Origin of the sequence: Chelativorans salis (assembly GCF_025336525.1) — a bacterium.
In the GTDB taxonomy this organism is placed as follows: Bacteria; Pseudomonadota; Alphaproteobacteria; order Rhizobiales; family Rhizobiaceae; genus Chelativorans; species Chelativorans salis.
In genome coordinates, this window is the sequence record NZ_JAOCZP010000009.1 from 20,544 (window position 1) to 37,881 (window position 17,338).

At 62.2% G+C, this 17,338-nt stretch carries 13 protein-coding genes; 3 read left to right on the top strand and 10 right to left on the bottom strand.

The window, feature by feature from the left end; all coding sequences use genetic code 11:
• Positions 1–3: 3 nt before the first annotated feature.
• The 8 genes from N5A92_RS22130 to N5A92_RS22165 all read right to left on the bottom strand — a co-directional run bounded on the left by N5A92_RS22130 (position 4) and on the right by N5A92_RS22165 (position 11,710).
• The gene (locus tag N5A92_RS22130; protein WP_260906369.1) at positions 4–963 is read right to left on the bottom strand and encodes a branched-chain amino acid ABC transporter permease; all 960 of its coding nucleotides are present in this window, start codon (positions 961–963) and stop codon (positions 4–6) included.
• A gap of 31 nt (positions 964–994) precedes the next feature.
• Positions 995–1,138, bottom strand: a complete 144-nt coding sequence (locus N5A92_RS22135) for a DUF3096 domain-containing protein (RefSeq protein WP_260906371.1) — start codon at positions 1,136–1,138, stop codon at positions 995–997.
• Positions 1,139–1,166: 28 nt separating this feature from the next.
• Positions 1,167–1,991 carry an ABC transporter ATP-binding protein gene (locus tag N5A92_RS22140; RefSeq protein ID WP_260906373.1) on the bottom strand — a complete coding sequence of 275 codons (825 nt, stop codon included), beginning with the start codon at positions 1,989–1,991 and terminating at the stop codon, positions 1,167–1,169.
• Positions 1,988–3,964, bottom strand: coding sequence for an AMP-dependent synthetase/ligase (locus N5A92_RS22145; RefSeq protein WP_260906375.1), 1,977 nt, complete (start codon positions 3,962–3,964; stop codon positions 1,988–1,990). The genes N5A92_RS22140 and N5A92_RS22145 overlap by 4 nt, the downstream gene beginning before the upstream one ends.
• Before the next feature lie 193 nt (positions 3,965–4,157).
• Positions 4,158–4,832 carry a Crp/Fnr family transcriptional regulator gene (locus N5A92_RS22150; RefSeq protein ID WP_260906377.1) on the bottom strand — a complete coding sequence of 225 codons (675 nt, stop codon included), beginning with the start codon at positions 4,830–4,832 and terminating at the stop codon, positions 4,158–4,160.
• Positions 4,833–4,927: 95 nt separating this feature from the next.
• The gene (locus tag N5A92_RS22155) at positions 4,928–5,698 is read right to left on the bottom strand and encodes an N-acyl amino acid synthase FeeM domain-containing protein (RefSeq protein ID WP_260906379.1); all 771 of its coding nucleotides are present in this window, start codon (positions 5,696–5,698) and stop codon (positions 4,928–4,930) included.
• 136 nt (positions 5,699–5,834) lie between these two features.
• Complete coding sequence (locus tag N5A92_RS22160; RefSeq protein ID WP_260906381.1) at positions 5,835–7,976, bottom strand: putative bifunctional diguanylate cyclase/phosphodiesterase; 2,142 nt, start codon at positions 7,974–7,976, stop codon at positions 5,835–5,837.
• Between the two features lie 260 nt (positions 7,977–8,236).
• A complete protein-coding gene (locus tag N5A92_RS22165; protein ID WP_260906384.1) occupies positions 8,237–11,710 on the bottom strand; it encodes an indolepyruvate ferredoxin oxidoreductase family protein in 3,474 nt (1,157 codons plus the stop codon).
• Between the two features lie 492 nt (positions 11,711–12,202).
• Between N5A92_RS22165 and N5A92_RS22170 the strand changes: the two genes are divergently transcribed.
• Both N5A92_RS22170 and N5A92_RS22175 read left to right on the top strand, forming a co-directional pair.
• Positions 12,203–12,814: a TRAP transporter small permease subunit gene (locus N5A92_RS22170; protein ID WP_260906386.1), complete on the top strand. Its 612-nt coding sequence runs from the start codon at positions 12,203–12,205 to the stop codon at positions 12,812–12,814.
• Positions 12,807–14,615: a TRAP transporter large permease gene (locus tag N5A92_RS22175; RefSeq protein WP_260906388.1), complete on the top strand. Its 1,809-nt coding sequence runs from the start codon at positions 12,807–12,809 to the stop codon at positions 14,613–14,615. The genes N5A92_RS22170 and N5A92_RS22175 overlap by 8 nt, the downstream gene beginning before the upstream one ends.
• A gap of 78 nt (positions 14,616–14,693) precedes the next feature.
• On the opposite strand, the gene N5A92_RS22180 is transcribed toward N5A92_RS22175, so the two are convergent.
• The gene (locus N5A92_RS22180) at positions 14,694–15,800 is read right to left on the bottom strand and encodes a TRAP transporter substrate-binding protein (RefSeq protein ID WP_260906390.1); all 1,107 of its coding nucleotides are present in this window, start codon (positions 15,798–15,800) and stop codon (positions 14,694–14,696) included.
• A 287-nt stretch (positions 15,801–16,087) separates the two neighbouring features.
• Between N5A92_RS22180 and N5A92_RS22185 the strand changes: the two genes are divergently transcribed.
• On the top strand, positions 16,088–16,858 hold the full coding sequence (locus N5A92_RS22185; RefSeq protein WP_260906392.1) for a gamma-glutamyl-gamma-aminobutyrate hydrolase family protein: 771 nt from the start codon (positions 16,088–16,090) through the stop codon (positions 16,856–16,858).
• 5 nt (positions 16,859–16,863) lie between these two features.
• On the opposite strand, the gene N5A92_RS22190 is transcribed toward N5A92_RS22185, so the two are convergent.
• Positions 16,864–17,262: a hypothetical protein gene (locus N5A92_RS22190; RefSeq protein WP_260906394.1), complete on the bottom strand. Its 399-nt coding sequence runs from the start codon at positions 17,260–17,262 to the stop codon at positions 16,864–16,866.
• Between the last annotated feature and the right edge of the window lie 76 nt (positions 17,263–17,338).

The window sequence follows — 17,338 nt, forward strand, 5'->3', positions numbered from 1 at the left end:
GGTCTACACCCTCTCGATGATCCGCTCGCCGAACAGACCCTGCGGCCGGAACAGGAGCACGATCAGCGCCAGCACATAGGCGAACCAGGCTTCCGTGTTGCCGCCCATGAGCGGCTGGCCCCAGTAGACCTCGAACAGCTTTTCCAGGATGCCGATGGCAAGCCCGCCGATGATGGCGCCCATAACGCTTTCGAGACCGCCCAGCATGAGAACGGGCAGCGCCTTGTAGGCGATGACCTCGAGCGCGAAGGAAACGCCCGCCCGCGCGCCCCAGGCGATTCCGGTGGCGAGCGCTATGACGCCGGCGATGAACCAGACGACCACCCAGATGGTGGACAACGAGATGCCGACCGAAAGCGCGGCCTGGTGGTCGTCGCCGAGCGCCCGGATGGCGCGGCCGGTCTTCGTCCTGTTGAGGAAGAGGAGAAGGGCGGCGACCAGGAGCACCGAGCCGATGACGGAGGTAAGATCCTTCTCTTCGATGGAAACGAAGCCGCCGAAGAGGTCCATCGTGATGCTGTCGGTGGGGATCATGAGTTCGCGCGTGATCATCACCTTGTTCTCGCCACCGAAGATGATCTCGCCGAAGCCGATGAGGAACAGCGTGATGCCGATGGTGGCCATGAACAGGATGATGTCGGGCTGGTTGACCAGCGGGCGCAGGACAGCGCGCTCGATGGCCACCGCTAGCACGAGCATGACGAGGAGCGTCAGCGGCAGGGCGAGGAGTGCCGGCACGCCCTTCTCGTGCAGGCCGACGAGCGTGAGCGCCGCGAAGACGACCATGATGCCTTGCGCGAAGTTGAAGATGCGCGAGGACTTGTAGATAAGCACAAAGCCGAGTGCGATGAGCGCGTAGAGCACCCCGCCGACGAGACCTTCCCACACGACCTGGAGCAGGAAATCGGGCGCCGCCGCCATGTCGGCGAAGGGCTGGACGAAGATGGCGTTCAGAAAATCCATGACCCGGCTTCCTGTCCTGGTGTTTGGTTGCTCAGCCCATCAACCCCGGGAACAGCCCGATGATGCCGATGATGATGAGATAGAAAGCAACGATGTAGTTCAAAAGCCGCGGCACGATCAGGATGAGGATGCCGGCGATCAGCGAGACCAGGGGCGCAATGGCGAGATCGTACATTTTTCTTCCTCTCTCAATAAGGTCCGTCTTAGCGAGGCACGCCCAAATAGGCGTCGATAACCCCCTGGTCATTCTTCACCGCATCGGGCGTACCGTCAGCAATTTTCTTTCCGTAATCCAGAACCGCCACCCGGTCCGACAGGTCCATGACCACACCCATGTCGTGCTCGATGAGGGCGATCGTGGTGCCGCGCTGCTGGTTCACGTCGATGATGAACCGGCTCATGTCTTCCTTTTCCTCCAGGTTCATGCCGGCCATCGGCTCGTCGAGGAGAAGCAGGCTTGGCTCCATGGCGAGCGCCCGTCCAAGCTCCACGCGCTTTTGCAAGCCGTACGGCAATTTGCCCACCGGCGTGTGGCGGATGTGCTGGATTTCCAGGAAGTCGATGATCTCCTCCACCTTCTCGCGGTGGGCGATCTCCTCCTTCAGCGCCGGCCCGTGCCACAGCATCTGCCAGCCGATATGCCGCTTCATCATCACCGAGCGGCCGGCCATGATGTTGTCGAGGGTCGACATGCCCTTGAAGAGCGCCACGTTCTGGAAGGTGCGGGCGATCCCCTGCCCCACTGCGTGGTGCGGCTTCATGGCCCGCCGCTCGCGCCCGCGGAAGACGATCGAGCCCTGCTGCGGCGTGTAGAAGCCGTTGATGACGTTGAGCATCGACGTCTTTCCGGCGCCGTTGGGCCCGATGATGGCGCGGATCTCGCCCTTCAGGATGTTCAGCGAGATCTCGGTGAGCGCCTTGACGCCGCCAAAGGCGAGCGAGATGTTCCTGGCTTCCAAAAGCACATCGCCCTTGGCAATGCCATCATCCCGCGCGGTGAGCATCATGTGGTCGGGCCGCTGGTTCATTCCGCCGCCTCCTGCATGGTCTCCGCCGCTGCCGGAAACACTTCCGCATCGGCGATCCGCACGGTGGCGCGCAACACGCCCTTGCGGCCGTCTTCGTAGGTGACCTCCGTCTCCACATATTTCTCCGTCGAGCCGTCATAGAGCGCCTCGATCAGTTCGCCGTAGCGCTCGGCGATGTAGCTGCGGCGCACTTTCTGTGTGCGGGTGAGTTCGCCGTCGTCGGCATCGAGTTCCTTGTGGAGGACCAGGAAGCGGCGGATCTGGGAGGCGGCCATCAGTGGTTCGGCGGCAAGGCGCCGGTTGGCCTCCGCCACGTGAGCGGCGATGGTCTCGTAGACGCGGTCGTGGCCGGCCAACTCTTGGTAGGAGGCATAGGCGATGTTGTTGCGCTCGGCCCAGCTTCCGACGGCGGCAAGGTCGATATTGACGAAGGCCGCGCAGAAATCGCGCCCGTGGCCGAAGGCGACCGCTTCCTTGATGTCGGGGAAGAACTTCAGCGCGTTCTCGATGTATTTCGGCGCGAAAAGGGCGCCGGAGGCGAACTTGCCGACATCCTTGGCGCGGTCGATGATCTTCAGCTGGCCGTCGCGGTCGAAGAAGCCGGCATCGCCCGTACGCACCCAGCCCTCCGCCGTCTTGGTGTCGCGCGTCGCCTCCTCGTTCTTATAGTAGCCCATGAAGACGCCGGGAGAGCGGTAGAGTACTTCGCCACTCTCGTCGATCCTGATCTCAACCTCCGGCGAGGGAAGCCCCACCGTATCGGGCCGGATCTTCCCGTCTGGCTGGGCGGTGATGTAGACGGTGGCTTCCGTCTGGCCGTAGAGCTGTTTCAGGTTGAGGCCGATCGAGCGGTAGAAGCTGAAGAGTTCCGGCCCGATCGCCTCGCCCGCCGTGTAGCCGACGCGCATGCGCGAAAGCCCCAAGCGGTTCTTGAGCGGGCCGTAGACGAGGAACTCGCCCAGCGCATATTTGATGCGGCCCCATAGGCCGACAGCCTCGCCATTAAGAAGCGGTTCGCCCACCTTGCGTGCGTGCGCCAGGAAGTGGTCGAACATCCATTTCTTCAGCCGTCCGGCGTCCTCCATGCGCACCATGATCGCCGTCAGCAGGGTTTCGAAGACACGCGGCGGCGCGAAGAAATAGGTCGGCGCGATCTCGCGGCGATCCTCGTTCACCGTCTCCGCACTTTCCGGGCAGGCGACGCAGAAGCCGGCCGTGTAGGACTGCGCGTAGGAGAAAAGATGGTCGCCCACCCAGGCGAGCGGCAGGTAGGCGATGATGCTCTCGTTCTCGGTGAGCTTGTCGAAGGCATTGCCGTTGAGTGCGGAACGCACGAGATTGTCGTTCGACAGCATCACGCCCTTGGGCCGCCCGGTAGTGCCGGAGGTGTAGAGCATGACAGCAAGGTCCGCCCCCCTCCCCTTCTCCACCTCCGAAAGCCAGGCTTCCGCCGCGCTGGGCTCCTCTGAAAGGCGCTTCAGCCCGGCCTCGCGAAGGGTGGAGTAGGCATGCAGATGCGCGTGGTCATAGTCGCCCAAGCCGCGCGGCTCGTCATAGACGATTTCCTTCAGGTGCGGCGCCTTCTCCGAGATGGACAAAAGTTTATCCACTTGCTCCTGGTCCTCGACGACGGCGTATTTCACCTCCGCATGGTCGAGCACATAGGCCATCTCCTCGGCCACTGAATCCGCGTAGACCGGCACTGGCACCGCACCCAGCGACTGGACGGCGGCGAAGGTCCAGTAGAGCCGGGGGCGGTTGGCGCCGACGACGGCGACCTTGTCGCCGCGCTTGAGCCCCACCGTCTGCAGCCCGAGAGCAAAGGCTCGCACCTCTTCGAGCTGTTCTTCCCACGTCCAGCTCTGCCAGATGCCGTAGTCCTTGTGCCGCATGGCCGGGCGGCCGCGAAAGCGCTCGGCGTTCAGCAGCAGGAATTTGGCAAACGTGTCGGGCGAAGGATGCGCCTGCGCCAAACCATTCTCCTCCCATCGCGGCATCTTGCACCGCTTCTTCCGCCACCTCCCTGCGGCGGATTGTTATGGTGGGGAAGGTTCCACGAAAAGCAAGGCGGATCAACAAGACGCTTGACAGACAAGGCGGCCATTTGCCTTTATTCTGAGGCTGTTGTGCGCGTTTCGCGCGCCTCCGCCCGGATATCCCCTCCGATCAGGTGTCGTATTGGCCGAGCGCGTCCGGCTTCAGGACCGTGATGCGGCCGTGGGTGGCGCGCAACAGGCCCTCCTCCTCGAGCTCGCGCAGCGCTTTGTTCACCACCTGGCGCGAGACGCCGGCCAAAAGCCCCAGCTCCTCCTGGCTGATCTCGATCTCGTTCTCGACCGCCGGGTAGAGAACCGGATTGAAGAACCAGGCGAGATTGCGCGCCACGCGGGCCTTGGGATTGAGGATGCGGTCGTATTCGATGGTGGCGATGAACTGGCCCAGACGCTCGTTGAGCTGGCGCACGAGGAAACGGTTGAAGCCCTTGCTGTTCTCGTAGAGCCACATGAAGGTCGTGCGCTGCATCATGGCAAGCCTGGTGTCGCGGATGGCGACGACATCGTATTTGCGCGGCTCATCCTTAAGAACGGAACCTTCGCCGAACCAGCTTCCCGCCGCCGCCCCGGCGAATGTCATCGCCTTGCCGGCAGCCGAGATGACGGAGATCTTAACGAGCCCGTCGATAACGCCGGTCCAGTAGTCTAGCCGATCTCCCTGGTGGCATACATAGCCGCCCTTCAGATAGTGCCGTTCGACGAGCCCGTGCTTCGCCCGCTCCAGCTCCTCGCCGGTCAATTCGCGGGCCCACAGGGCGGAACGGACGATCGCGTCTTTGGCACTCATGACTCAGAGAGGTTTCGGGCGCACGCACACCCGACCGCTTATGGACGCCACCTGCAATCATGGCAAGGTGGAAGGTCGGCAGAGCCCGGCGAGCCTCAGGCCGCGTTCTTGAGGTACTTGGCCGTCGGCAAGATCGTTAACGGCGCAAGCTCCCCGCGCTTCGGTCGGTCGAACAGCATGCGACGTTCAAATGCGGTGGAATCGAAAAACGGGAATCTGTCTATCGTGGGTTGCAAATTTCGGTCGCACCGCGACTCGTACAGATATATCGGCATGGTGAAGGGTGGATAGGTTCTCGGCTCGCCAACTTGTGTCGAGTTGAAAACCCGCTTGTAAAAAGCCGTATGCTCTTGCCGAATCATCGAAACGCAACTCGTGGTGTTAAAATGCGCGTTGGCGATCACGGCAAGGCGCAGAGTGACATAGGGCAGTGCCCGATAGGTGGCCGAAACGTCAGGATCGATTGCCAATCGGCTCGGATCAATGAAAGTTTCACCGGCCACAAGCCGAGGCGTCAACACGTTGCCGAAAACGGTCATGATTGGCGCATGGGGCGTTGTGGCGGTCATGTGGTGCAAGCGCACGGTGCTGACGAGCACATTATTCAAGAAGACGCCGAACCGATAACAGTTGGGCGCATCATCAAGTTCGTCAACCATTCGCTGATCGGCGGACTCGCTCAGCAGGAGACCGTGAGCGCGAAAAGACTTGTACCGCAGCCGATAGATGTCTTCGAGATCCTCACCGCTATAGCAGTGCCTGTACTCGATCTCATCCAACATCGCCATGACGTTGCGCACAAAGGCGGATGAGCCCTTACTGCTCAGTTTCTGGCTGCCGGAACGCTCGCGGTAAAGATACGACATAATGCCCCCGAACCCTCCCTGCGAAGGAAGATAGGGGAAAGCCGTATCTCGAGGAAAGGAAAAATCCGAAGAATGGATTTAACCTTTTCTTAACGTTAATGCAGAGGTCCGTTATCTTGCGCGAAGAGGCTTCGATCTACAGGCGCCTCGGAGCTTCCAGGGCCTTCGGGTTGTTCGCAAACGGCCAAACGCGGGAGGACATGGTCTCGATACCAGTGGCCGTGAGGGCGGAGCCAAAAAGAAAGCCTTGCACGAGGTCGGGCTGAACGGCGGTGGAAAGTATCTTCAGCTGCGCGAAAGTCTCCACTCCCTCGACTGTCACCGCCAGCCCCAAATTTCGCGAAAGTTCCACTACGCTTGTAAGTAGACGCAACGAGCGATCATTCTTCGTCACGTCGACGAGAAAGCTGCCGTCGATCTTCACCTTGTCGAGCGGCAGAGTGTGAAGGTAGCTCAAGCTCGAATAGCCGGTCCCGAAATCGTCCAGTGCGATGCTTACGCCCAGGCGCCTGAGATCCTCCAGGTAGGTTCGAGTGGACATCTTGTCATCGAGCAGCGCCGTCTCCGTGACTTCGATTTCCAACCGGTGCGGCGAGAGGTCTGCCTTCGTAAGCGCATCCTGCACAAGGTTGACCACGGACCCGCTGTGAAAATCCTTGGCCGAAAGATTGACAGAAACGCGCAGATGCTCTGGCCAACTTGCACACTCCTCGCACGCAGCTTGCAGAACCAGCGCGCTGATCTCCGATACAATGCCCATCTCCTCAGCAAGCGGAATGAAGGTCCCCGGCGAGATGGGTCCAAGTTCCGGATGGTCCCATCGGCACAACGCCTCACAGCCCGAAATCTGCATCGACTTGATGTCGACGATGGGCTGGAAGACCACACGGAGACTTTTCGCCTCCACTGCACTTCTAAGGTCAGTCTTCATGACCTGCCGGTTACGAAAGGCAGCATCCATCTCTGCCTCGAACAAGCGCCAGCCGTTCTTCCCTTGTTCCTTTGCCTTGTAGAGCGCGAGATCAGCCTTCACGATCATGGTATCGACGTCGCTGACGCCAGCAGGCGCCAAGGCTGCGCCGCCGCTTGCCTGGATGCGCAACGAATGTCCCGCAACATCGACCTCACCCTGTAGCTTCTCGAAAATCATGGCAAGCCGCAACGACAGCTCCTTCTCATCCTCGACACGGTTGAAGAAGATCATGAACTCGTCGCCGCCGAAGCGGCTGATCTGCTCGTCGTCGGAAGTCGCCGCAGCTAGCTTTTCAGCCACGGCGTATATGAGGCCGTCGCCGATTGGATGACCCAAGGTGTCATTTGTGCTTTTGAAGTCGTCAAGGTCGAAAACCGCGAGGCCACAGAGCCGCGCTGGGTCCCCCCCGGCTAGAAGCTCGCTGACTATCTCATGGAAATAGGCCCGATTGGGCAAACCCGTAAGGCTGTCGTAGCGCGCCATGAAACGAATTTTCGCCTCCGCCTCCACGCGCTGGGTTACCTCCTCAAAGGTCAATACGCCGAGTTCGTCGCGCCCTTCGCGCGCCGAAAACTCCAGATGCCGACCATCCGTCAGCCGCAGCATCACCTTCTGGTCACCACCCTCTCGCAAGCCCCTAGTCAGGCGCGTCTCCGCGTAGTGACAATCCTTCGCACTGAGAAGCCCGCCAGCGACACCCCGCATGAGAAGGGCTTTCAGGGTGCGGCCCAGCAACTGCTCGGATGATTTAAACCCGAGAATTTCGGCAGCTTGCGCATTGGCAACAACCACGTTGCCTTCCGGGCTGAACATCACCAGCCCGTGCGACATCGTGTTGAGCGCCCTGTTGAAACGTTGCGCCAGGCTGCTGGATCGCCTCTCTTCCTTCAATGCATTGAACAGAACGGTGCGCACGTTGTCGGCCATCTTCTTAATGACGAACATGAACGGAACGAGATAGAGGCCCAACACGAAGTTATTGAAGCCGCCCTTGAGCATAAGGCCGACGGCGATCGGCGCTACGCATGCCAGCGATTGCACCGTCACCATGGCGCGCGAACCATAGTTGCGGCCGACAATCGTCACGGTCGAGCCCATGATAACGGCAATAGATCCGACCTCGCCGAATGTATCCGGCTTCCAAAAGATCGCTGTGAAGCAAAAAAGGCCCAGGAAAAACGCCTGTATGGTTCCGCCAATAAGGTAGTGGATTTCCCATCGCTTGGCCGAGGCATAATCATTGATGCCTTCGGCCAGCTCACCTTTCCGGATTCCATAATAGCGATAAAGGCCAGCGAATAGCATTGCCGCTGCCAAGAATAGATAAACCGGCTCCCAGGAAGAAAAATAGACAAGAAAGCCGATAAGGCTGTGGCAGATTCCACCTATCAGCAGGATCTCCGGCTGGTGGAACAACGACCGGACAAACCCGACATAAATGTCTTCAGGAACGTGCGACTTGCTTGTCTTCACAGCATGAACCCATTGGCCAAGCTCACCAATGGCACAGCCGAATTAAGAAAGCTTTATAGCTGATAACACTAGTGATTCTGCCATGCGCGCCGTCACTCAGCCGCCTCGAGAAGCGGGTCCGGGTCGGTTTTCTTCAGCCGGGCGATGAGGCGGGTGCGTTCTTCCGCTGCTTTCTGCGCATTCGCCTCCTTCACGTGGCCAAAACCGCGGATGAGGGCCGGCACGGAGGCGAGTGCGGCGGCCGCTTCCGTGCGGCCGGGGGCTAGCGAAGCTTCGATCAGGTCGAGATCGGCTTCATATTGGGCAAGAAGCTGGCGTTCCATGCGCCGTTCGGCGGAATGGCCGAAGGGGTCGAAGACAGTGCCGCGCAGGCGCTTCATCCGGGCGAGCAGGGAGAAAGCCTTGAGCATCCACTGGCCGTAGCGCGCCTTTTTCAGATGCCCAGCGGCGTCGCGTCGGGCGAAGATCGGCGGGGCGAGGTGGAATTCGAGGCGGTCGTAGTTTTCGAACTCGGCGGCGAGCTGACGCTTGAAGGAACCGTCGGTGTAGAGGCGGGCGACCTCGTACTCGTCCTTGATGGCCATCAGTTTGAAGAGGTTGCGGGCGGCCGCCTCCGTCACCGCCGTGGCGCCGGGGGATACTTTCTCTTCCGCCGTGCGCAGGCGCGCGATGCGCGTGCGGTAGCGCTCGGCATAGGCCGCGTCCAGATAGCCGGCGAGGAAATCGGCGCGGCGGTCGATGATCTCGTCGAGCGTGCGGGCAGGCTCCTCGCTGACCGCGGGCGCGGCGCGGGCCACCAGGTCGCTGACGTGGCGCGGCTCGTGTGCTGCACGGCGGCCCCAGCGGAAGGCGGAAAGGTTCATGGGGACGGCCTGACCATTGAGCTCGATCGCCTTTTCGATCGCCTCGGCCGAGACCGGCAGGCCGCCAAGCTGGTAGGCCATGCCGAGCATAAACATGTTCGCGCCGATGGAATTGCCGAAGAGCACAGTGGCGGCCTTCGTGGCGTCGAAGAAATGTGCCCTCTCCTCGCCCGCCGCCTTGCGCACGGCCCTCTTCAGCTGCTCGATCGGCAGCGAAAAATCGGCCGAACGGGCGAAATCGCCCGGCATCACCTCCGCCGTGTTAGCGAGGAACAGCGTGTGCCCCTCGCGAACGGTGGAAAGCACCTTGCGCGCACCGGAGACGACGAGGTCGCAGCCGAGCACCAGGTCGGCCTTGCCGGCCGGAACATGAATGGAGTTGATGTCGGCCGGTGTGCGGGCAATGCGCAAATGCGAGAAGACAGCGCCGCCCTTCTGCGCCAGTCCCGCCATGTCGATGATGCCCGAACCCTTGCCTTCCAGATGTGCCGCCATGCCGAGGATGGCGCCGATGGTGACAACACCCGTGCCGCCGATACCGTCGACGATGCCGGCCCAGCCGCTATCGAGCGGGAAAAGCTCCGGCTCCGGCACGCCTTCGAGAGGATCACCGCCATCTGCGACACCCTTCAGCTTCCTCAGCTTCGCCCCGTGCACGGTGACAAAAGACGGGCAGAAGCCGTTGACGCAGGAAAAGTCCTTGTTGCAGCTCGACTGGTCGATGCGCCGCTTGCGCCCGAACTCGGTCTCCACGGGCTGCACGGAGACACAGTTGGATTTCACACCGCAGTCGCCGCAACCCTCGCAGACGAGCTCGTTGATAATCACCCGCTTGTCCGGATCGGGATAGGTGCCGCGCTTGCGCCGGCGGCGCTTTTCGGCCGCGCAGGTCTGGTCGTAGATGAGGACGGAGACGCCATTGGCGTCGCGCAACGTCCGCTGCACCTCGTCGAGATCGTCGCGGTGATGTACGGTAGTGCCGGCAGGAAAGCGGACGACGCCGTCATACTTCTCCGGCTCGTCGCTGACGACGGCGATGCGCTTCACGCCCTCCGCGCGTACCTGGTCGGCGATCATCTCCATCGTCAGCCCGCCTTCGTGCGGCTGGCCGCCGGTCATCGCCACGGCGTCGTTATAGAGGATCTTGTAGGTCATGTTGACGCCGGCGGCGATGGCCGCCCGCAGCGCCAGGGAACCCGAATGGTTGTAGGTTCCGTCTCCGAGGTTCTGGAAGAAGTGCTCGCGCTTGGAGAACGGCGCCTGACCGATCCACTGTGCCCCCTCTCCGCCCATGGCGGTGAAGCCCACCGTGCCGCGGTCCATCCACAATGCCATGAAATGGCAGCCGATGCCGCCGCCGGCGATCGAGCCTTCCGGTAGTTGCGTGGAGGTGTTGTGCGGGCAGCCGGAGCAGAAGTAGGGCACCCGCGTGGCGACGTCCTTGGTGTCGGCCAGCATCGCCTGGAATTGGCGCAGCCTGGCGACGCGCGCGGAGATCTCCTCGGACGGGCCGATGACCTTGAGGATGCGTTCGCCGATGGTGATGGCGATGTGGTTGGGGTCGAGCGCGCCCATGGCGCGGAACAGCCGCTCGCCGCGCTCGTCCTTCTTGCCGATCACCGTCGGCTGCATGGAGGTGCCGTAAAGGTCCTCACGCACCTGCACCTCGATCAGCGAGCGCTTCTCCTCGACCACGATCACCATTTCGAGGCCGCGCGCGAAATCCTTGATATGCTCGAGATCGAGCGGCCACGGGCAGGCGACCTTGAAGAGCCTCACCCCCAGCGCGTTGGCACGCGCCTCGTCTATACCCAGGTCACCCAGTGCCTGGCGCACGTCGAGATAGCTGGTGCCGACGGTGATGATGCCGAGCTTGGGGCTGCGCCCACCGGAGAAAGCGATGCGGTTGAGCCCGTTTTCGCGCACGAAGGCGGCTGCCGCGGCACGCTTGTAATCGTGCAGCCGCTCCTCTTGGCCAAGCTGGTTCACCTCGTGGCGGATGTTCAAACCGCCCGGCGGCATGTCGATCTCGGGCAGAACGATGTTCAGCCGCTCCAGCGCCACGTCGACGGAGGCCGTCGATTCGATGTTGTCCTTGACGCATTTGATCGCCGCCCACGTGCCGGCAAAGCGTGACAAGGCATATCCGTAGAGCCCGTAGTCGATCAGTTCCTGCACGCCCGCCGGGTTGAGGATCGGCACCATGGCGTCAACGAAGGCGAACTCGCTGGCATGCGCCACGGTGGAGGATTCGGCGGCGTGGTCGTCGCCCATCAGCGCCAAAACGCCGCCGTGCTTCGACGAACCGGCGAGATTGGCATGGCGGAAGACGTCGCCAGTGCGGTCAACGCCCGGCCCCTTGCCGTACCAGAGCGCGAAGACGCCGTCGTGCTTGCCCTCGCCCAAAAGCTCCGTCTGCTGCGAGCCCCAGCAGGCGGTTGCTGCCAATTCCTCGTTGAGGCCGGGCTGGAAGACGACGGAGGATTTTCGCAGCTCGGCCTGCGCTTTCCAGAGCTGCAGATCGAGGCCGCCGAGCGGCGAGCCGCGGTAGCCGGAGACGAAGCCGGCCGTATCGAGCCCGGCCCGGCGGTCACGCTCGCGCTGCATCATCAGCATGCGCACGATGGCCTGAGCACCAGAAACGAATATGCGCTCCTTGGCGAGGTCGTATTTATCGCTGAGCGAAACCTCGTGAAGCGTCATGAACTTTTTCCTCCTAGAGGCAGCACGGTCTGCCGAGACGGCCCGCACCATCGGGCGCGCATTTGCCTATATATAGGTAGCACGGAAGATGGTTATCCATGTCCGACCGCATCCGAACAAGGGGCACGCTCTTCGGAGTCATGCGTTAGTTTTCTCTCGGCTGGCCATGGCGTCAAATGATTTCGAACCTGCGACAATAAAGAGCAAGGCTGCAACCGAATGCCCATCGGCTTTGACAGAAAATAGCGCGTACGGCGCACCCTACGCAGCATTGTTTCTAGCCGCACCTGGGACAAATGCGGCGGTTTGCGTGATCCGCGGCAATGGAATGGCCGCCACCGCGCTTCCCTTTGCCGAGCGAAGCTGTTAGTTGCGCGCCGATTTCACGTTAGCGGCCGGCCTTAACGGTCGACATTTGCGCCTACGCAATGCAGTGTCGCCCAAAAAAGAACCGGCCCGGACCGGACGTCAGGGGAAATTCTGGAGGAGCAAATGGCGGGGCTACTCGGCCTGTCGCGTTTTATCGATCGAATCAATCAGTTCATCGGCAGGCAAGTGTCCTGGCTCGTTCTGGCGGCGGTGCTGGTCTCGGCCTACAATGCCATCGTGCGTTTTCTGGGCAGCGGCCTGCCGGCCTACCTGCCGATCCCGCGTGCCTCAAATGCACTTCTGGAACTGCAGTGGTATCTCTATGGCACGGTGTTCATGCTTGCCTCGGCCTACACCTTGCTGCGCAACGAGCACATCCGCATCGACATCGTGTCGGGCAAGCTCTCGAAGCGGGTGCGCGACTGGATCGACCTGTTCTGCCACATTTTCTTCCTGCTCCCCTTCGTTTTGCTTCTGGTCTATCTCTCCTGGCCCTGGTTCCTACGCTCCTTCCGCAGCGGGGAGATGTCGACCAACGCCGGCGGGCTCATCATCTGGCCGGCCAAGTTCATGGTGGTCGCCGGCTTTGTGCTCCTGACGGCCCAGGCGCTTTCGGAAATCGTCAAACGTCTTGCCGTCATCCGCGGCATCATCGATGAGCCCAATCCACAGCATGAGCTGCCCCCGACGGTGGAAGCCGCCATCGAAATCGAGGAGGGGCAGACCCGTGATTGATCTGATCGCCCACAACCTCGCGCCGATCATGTTCACCTGCGTGATGGCGATGCTCCTGATCGGGTATCCGGTGGCCTTCACGCTTGCCGCCGGCGGGCTCTTCTTCTTCGTCATTGGCGTGGAGCTTTCCTCGGTCTCCAGCGAAATCCGCCTGTTCTGGCCGCTTCTGCAGTCCCATCCCGAGCGCATCTACGGGATCATGTACAACGATACCCTCCTGGCCGTGCCCTTCTTTACCTTCATGGGCCTGATCCTCGAGCGCTCGCGCATGGCCGAAGACCTTTTGGATACAATCGGCCAGCTCTTCGGCCCGGTGCGCGGAGGCCTCGCCTATGCCGTTGTGCTGGTCGGCGCGCTTCTGGCGGCGACCACCGGTGTGGTGGCAGCCTCGGTCATCGCCATGGGGCTGATCTCACTGCCGATCATGATGCGCTACAACTACAACAGCGGCTTCGCCACCGGGGCCATCGCCGCCTCGGGTACGCTGGCGCAGATCGTGCCGCCGTCGCTCGTGCTGATTGTCATGGCGGACCAGCTTGGCCGATCGGTCGGCGACATGTATGTCGGCGCCCTGCTGCCGGCGCTCATCATCGTCGGCATTTATTGCCTGCTGGTTTTCGTCACAACTTTGGTACGCCCGCAATGGGCGCCCGCCCTACCTCCGGAAACCCGCACACTCGGCGGCGGTGTGTGGTCGCTAATCGCTGTCCTGGCGGCGGCCGTGGCGATCTACTTCGCCACTTACCACACCATCTTCGCCGATATGCGGGAAGAGGTGCGTGTAGTCTGGGCCGCGACGACCGCCACGCTGGCCGCCCTCACCTTCAGCCTGCTCAACAGGCACTTCAAACTCGGCATCCTGTCTCGGCTCACCGAGCAGGTGGTCATCGTGCTGATCCCACCGCTGGCGCTAATCTTCCTGGTGCTCGGCACCATCTTCCTCGGCATCGCCACGCCGACCGAGGGCGGTGCCATGGGCGCGACCGGCGCACTGGTGATGGCGCTCGCCAAGCGGCGGCTCACCCTCACCGTGCTCAAGCAAGCGCTCGATGCAACGACGAAGCTTTCGGCCTTCGTGATGTTCATCCTGATCGGCGCACGCGTCTTCGGCCTTACTTTCTACGGCATCAACGGCAATGTGTGGATCGAAGAGCTTTTGCTCAGCCTGCCAGGTGGCGAGACCGGCTTCCTTATAACGGTAACGATCATCGTCTTCATCCTCGGCTGCTTTCTCGATTTCTTCGAGATCGCCTTCATCATGGTGCCGCTCCTGGCGCCGGCGGCGGAGACGCTGGGCATCGATCTGATCTGGTTCGGCGTGATCCTGGGCATCAACCTGCAGACGTCCTTCCTCACCCCGCCATTCGGCTTCTCGCTGTTCTACCTGCGCTCGATCGCGCCGATGAAGGCGTGGAAGGACGAGGTCTCCGGCCGCCTGCTGCCGGCCGTCAAGACTGGCGAGATCTATCGCGGCGCCGTGCCTTTCATCATCGTCCAGTTCTTGATGATCCTTCTGGTCATCGCCTTTCCCGGGCTCGTCACCCACTACAAGAGCGAGAACGTCGTCGATCCCAGCGAAGTCGAGATCACCATCCCAACCTTCGGAGACCAGGACGATCTCGGCGGTTCGCCATTCGGTACGCCGGCGGACAATGGCGGTGACGAGGGCGAGGAGAACGGAATGCAACTGCCGGGGCTCGAGGGGCTGCCGCCGATCGGCACACCTGAGGACGGCGAGGAGGCGCCCGCACCTTCGGCACCGCCGGCCCACGATCTCAGCCAACCGCCGAGCTTCGACTGAGAAACGCGAACCATAAGCATAAATGAAAGGCCCCGGAGCGATCCTCCGGGGCCTTCTTGCATGCTTGCCGTGCTGCGATCAGAGCTTGCCGGCGCGCTGCTGCCGCATCATGAAAGTGTCGAACGTGTACTCTGTGAGCTGTGCCCACAGATAGGCGTCCTTCTTGAAGGCCTGCTGGCTGTCGTAGACCTTCTTGAACATCTCGTTCTGCGCGTTGATCTCGTCATAGGTCTCCATCGACGCCTCGTAGCAGGCTTCGAGGATCTCCTGGCTGAAGGGGCGCAACTCCGCACCTTCAGCGACGAGCTGCCGCAGTGCAGTCGGGTTCTTGTAGTCGTAGCTGGCCATCATGTCGGCATTGGCGGAGCGGCAGGCGGCGTCGAGAATGGCCTGATAAGCCGGAGGCAACTCCTCCCACTTCTCCTTGTTGACGAGCGTGTGCAGCACCGGGCCGCCTTCCCACCAGCCGGGATAGTAGTAGTACTTGGCCACCTTGTTGAAGCCGAGCTTGAGATCGTCATAGGGGCCGACCCACTCGGTGGCGTCGATCGTGCCCTTTTCCAGCGCCGGATAGATGTCGCCGCCGGCGATTTGCTGCGGCACCACGCCGAGCTTCTCGATGATCTTTCCGCCCATGCCGCCGATGCGCATCTTCAGGCCGTCTAGATCAGCGACGGTGTTGATCTCCTTGCGGAACCAGCCGCCCATCTGGGCGCCCGTGTTGCCGCAGATCAGCCCGTACAGGCCCTGGGTGGCGTAGAACTCGTTCATGAGGTCATTGCCGCCGCCATAGTAGAACCATGCGTTCTGCTGGCGGTAGTTGAGGCCGAAGGGGATGGCGGTTCCCAGCGCGTAGGTGGGATCCTTGCCCCAGTAGTAGTAGGAGGCCGTATGGCAAAGCTCGACCGTGCCGCTGGAGGCTGCATCGGCAGCCTGCAGGCCGGGGACGATCTCGCCGGCGGCGAAGACCTGGATCTCGAAATTGCCCTCCGTCGCCTCGCTGACGAACTTAGCCATCGTCTCGGCGGCCCCGAAGATGGTGTCCAAGGCCTTGGGGAAGGACGATGTGCAGCGCCAGGTGATTTTCGGCAGTGACTGGGCGATGGCCGGCGTGGCAAGCGCGGCCGCCCCCGCGGCACCCGCGCCGGCAAAGCCAGCCTTCTTGATGAATGAGCGACGGTCCATAGGTTTTTTCCTCCCATTATATGGATCGTGAGGTCGAGTTGAGTCCGGGCGATCATACGCACCGCGCACGCCCCCGAATCCACCGGTATCAATGGCATGCTCATCATGCCAAGTCTAGCGCCGTCGGACGCTCCGAAGCCGCACCCGTTCCATCTATCCTCATGGTAAGATGCACGAATCCAGCGTGGCCGATCGGTACGGGCACGGAGTTGGAAACGTGAGCGCGAACCGCTACATGTCGGGCAGCCGGCGCTCCAACGGAGCGCCAGGAAAGGCGGAAGGAAACCATGCGTCAGCCCCTCGTCGCCGTCTCGACGGATGTGAAGGATTTTGAGAATTACACCTGGCATGCCGTGCCGGAGCAGTATCTGGAGGCAGCGTTGTCGGCCGCCGGCGTGCTGCCGGTGCTGGTGCCCTCCTTCGGCGACAGGCTCGATCTCGACGCACTTCTCGCCTCCGTGGACGGGGTGATGCTGACGGGAGCGAAGTCGAACGTGCATCCCTCCCACTACGGCGGCGAGGCGGACGATAGGAACGGCCCCTACGACGAACGCCGCGACGCCACGACGCTTCCGCTCATCCGCAAGGCGATCGCGGCCGGTGTGCCGCTGCTTGCCATCTGCCGCGGCATCCAGGAGATGAACGTGGCGCTCGGCGGGTCGCTCGCCGGCGAAATCCAGGAGCGGGAGGGAACGCTGGACCATCGGGCGCCGGAGAGCCCATCCCAGGCCGAGCGCTTCGCCATCCGCCATCCGGTGTCCATCAAGCCGGGGGGATGCCTTGCGGGCGTGTTCGGTGCCGGCGAGATCAACGTGAACTCGGTGCATCGGCAGGGGGTCGACCGGCTCGGGCCAAACCTGCAGGTGGAGGCGACGGCGCCGGACGGCACGGTCGAGGCGGTGTCGGTGGTTGGGGCGCCGGCCTTCGCCGTCGGCGTGCAGTGGCACCCCGAATACTGGGCGGCGAGCGACAGTGCGTCCAAGCGCATCTTCGCGGCCTTTGGAGATGCCGTGCGCGCCCATCGGGCAGCGCGAGATGGGGCGGTTGCTGCGGAGTAAGGCCCTTACCTTACGGTGAGCGCCATCAGCGGTGCGGCGGGGGTGAGTGATTCATAGGCCACACCGTCGGCTGCGTAGAACTCGGCGATGACGCGGCCGTCCGCCGCTTCGAAGGCGACATCGCGGTCCGCGCCCTCCCGCCAGTAGCGCGCTTCGCTCAAGCGCGGCATCAGCAGGACACAGTCGGCCGCCAGCTCGATCTCCGCGCGGCCGATGCCAGCGGACTTGCCCTTGGCGATGGTGCAGCTTCCGTCGCGCCCTGCCACCCTCAGCCGATAATGGGAATGCGGTCCTTGCCGTTCCTGCACCGAGGGGTCGGCCGCCGCTGTCCCTTCCTGGTCGGAGGCGACGAAAGCAAGCGCGCCAACTCCCATGACTACCAGTCCAACAAGTACCGATTTCACGTGTTCGCCCCTCTGCCAATGAATGGCAAAAACGATCATTGCCGGCAAAAGTTAATAGAACCTTGCCGGCGCCGAT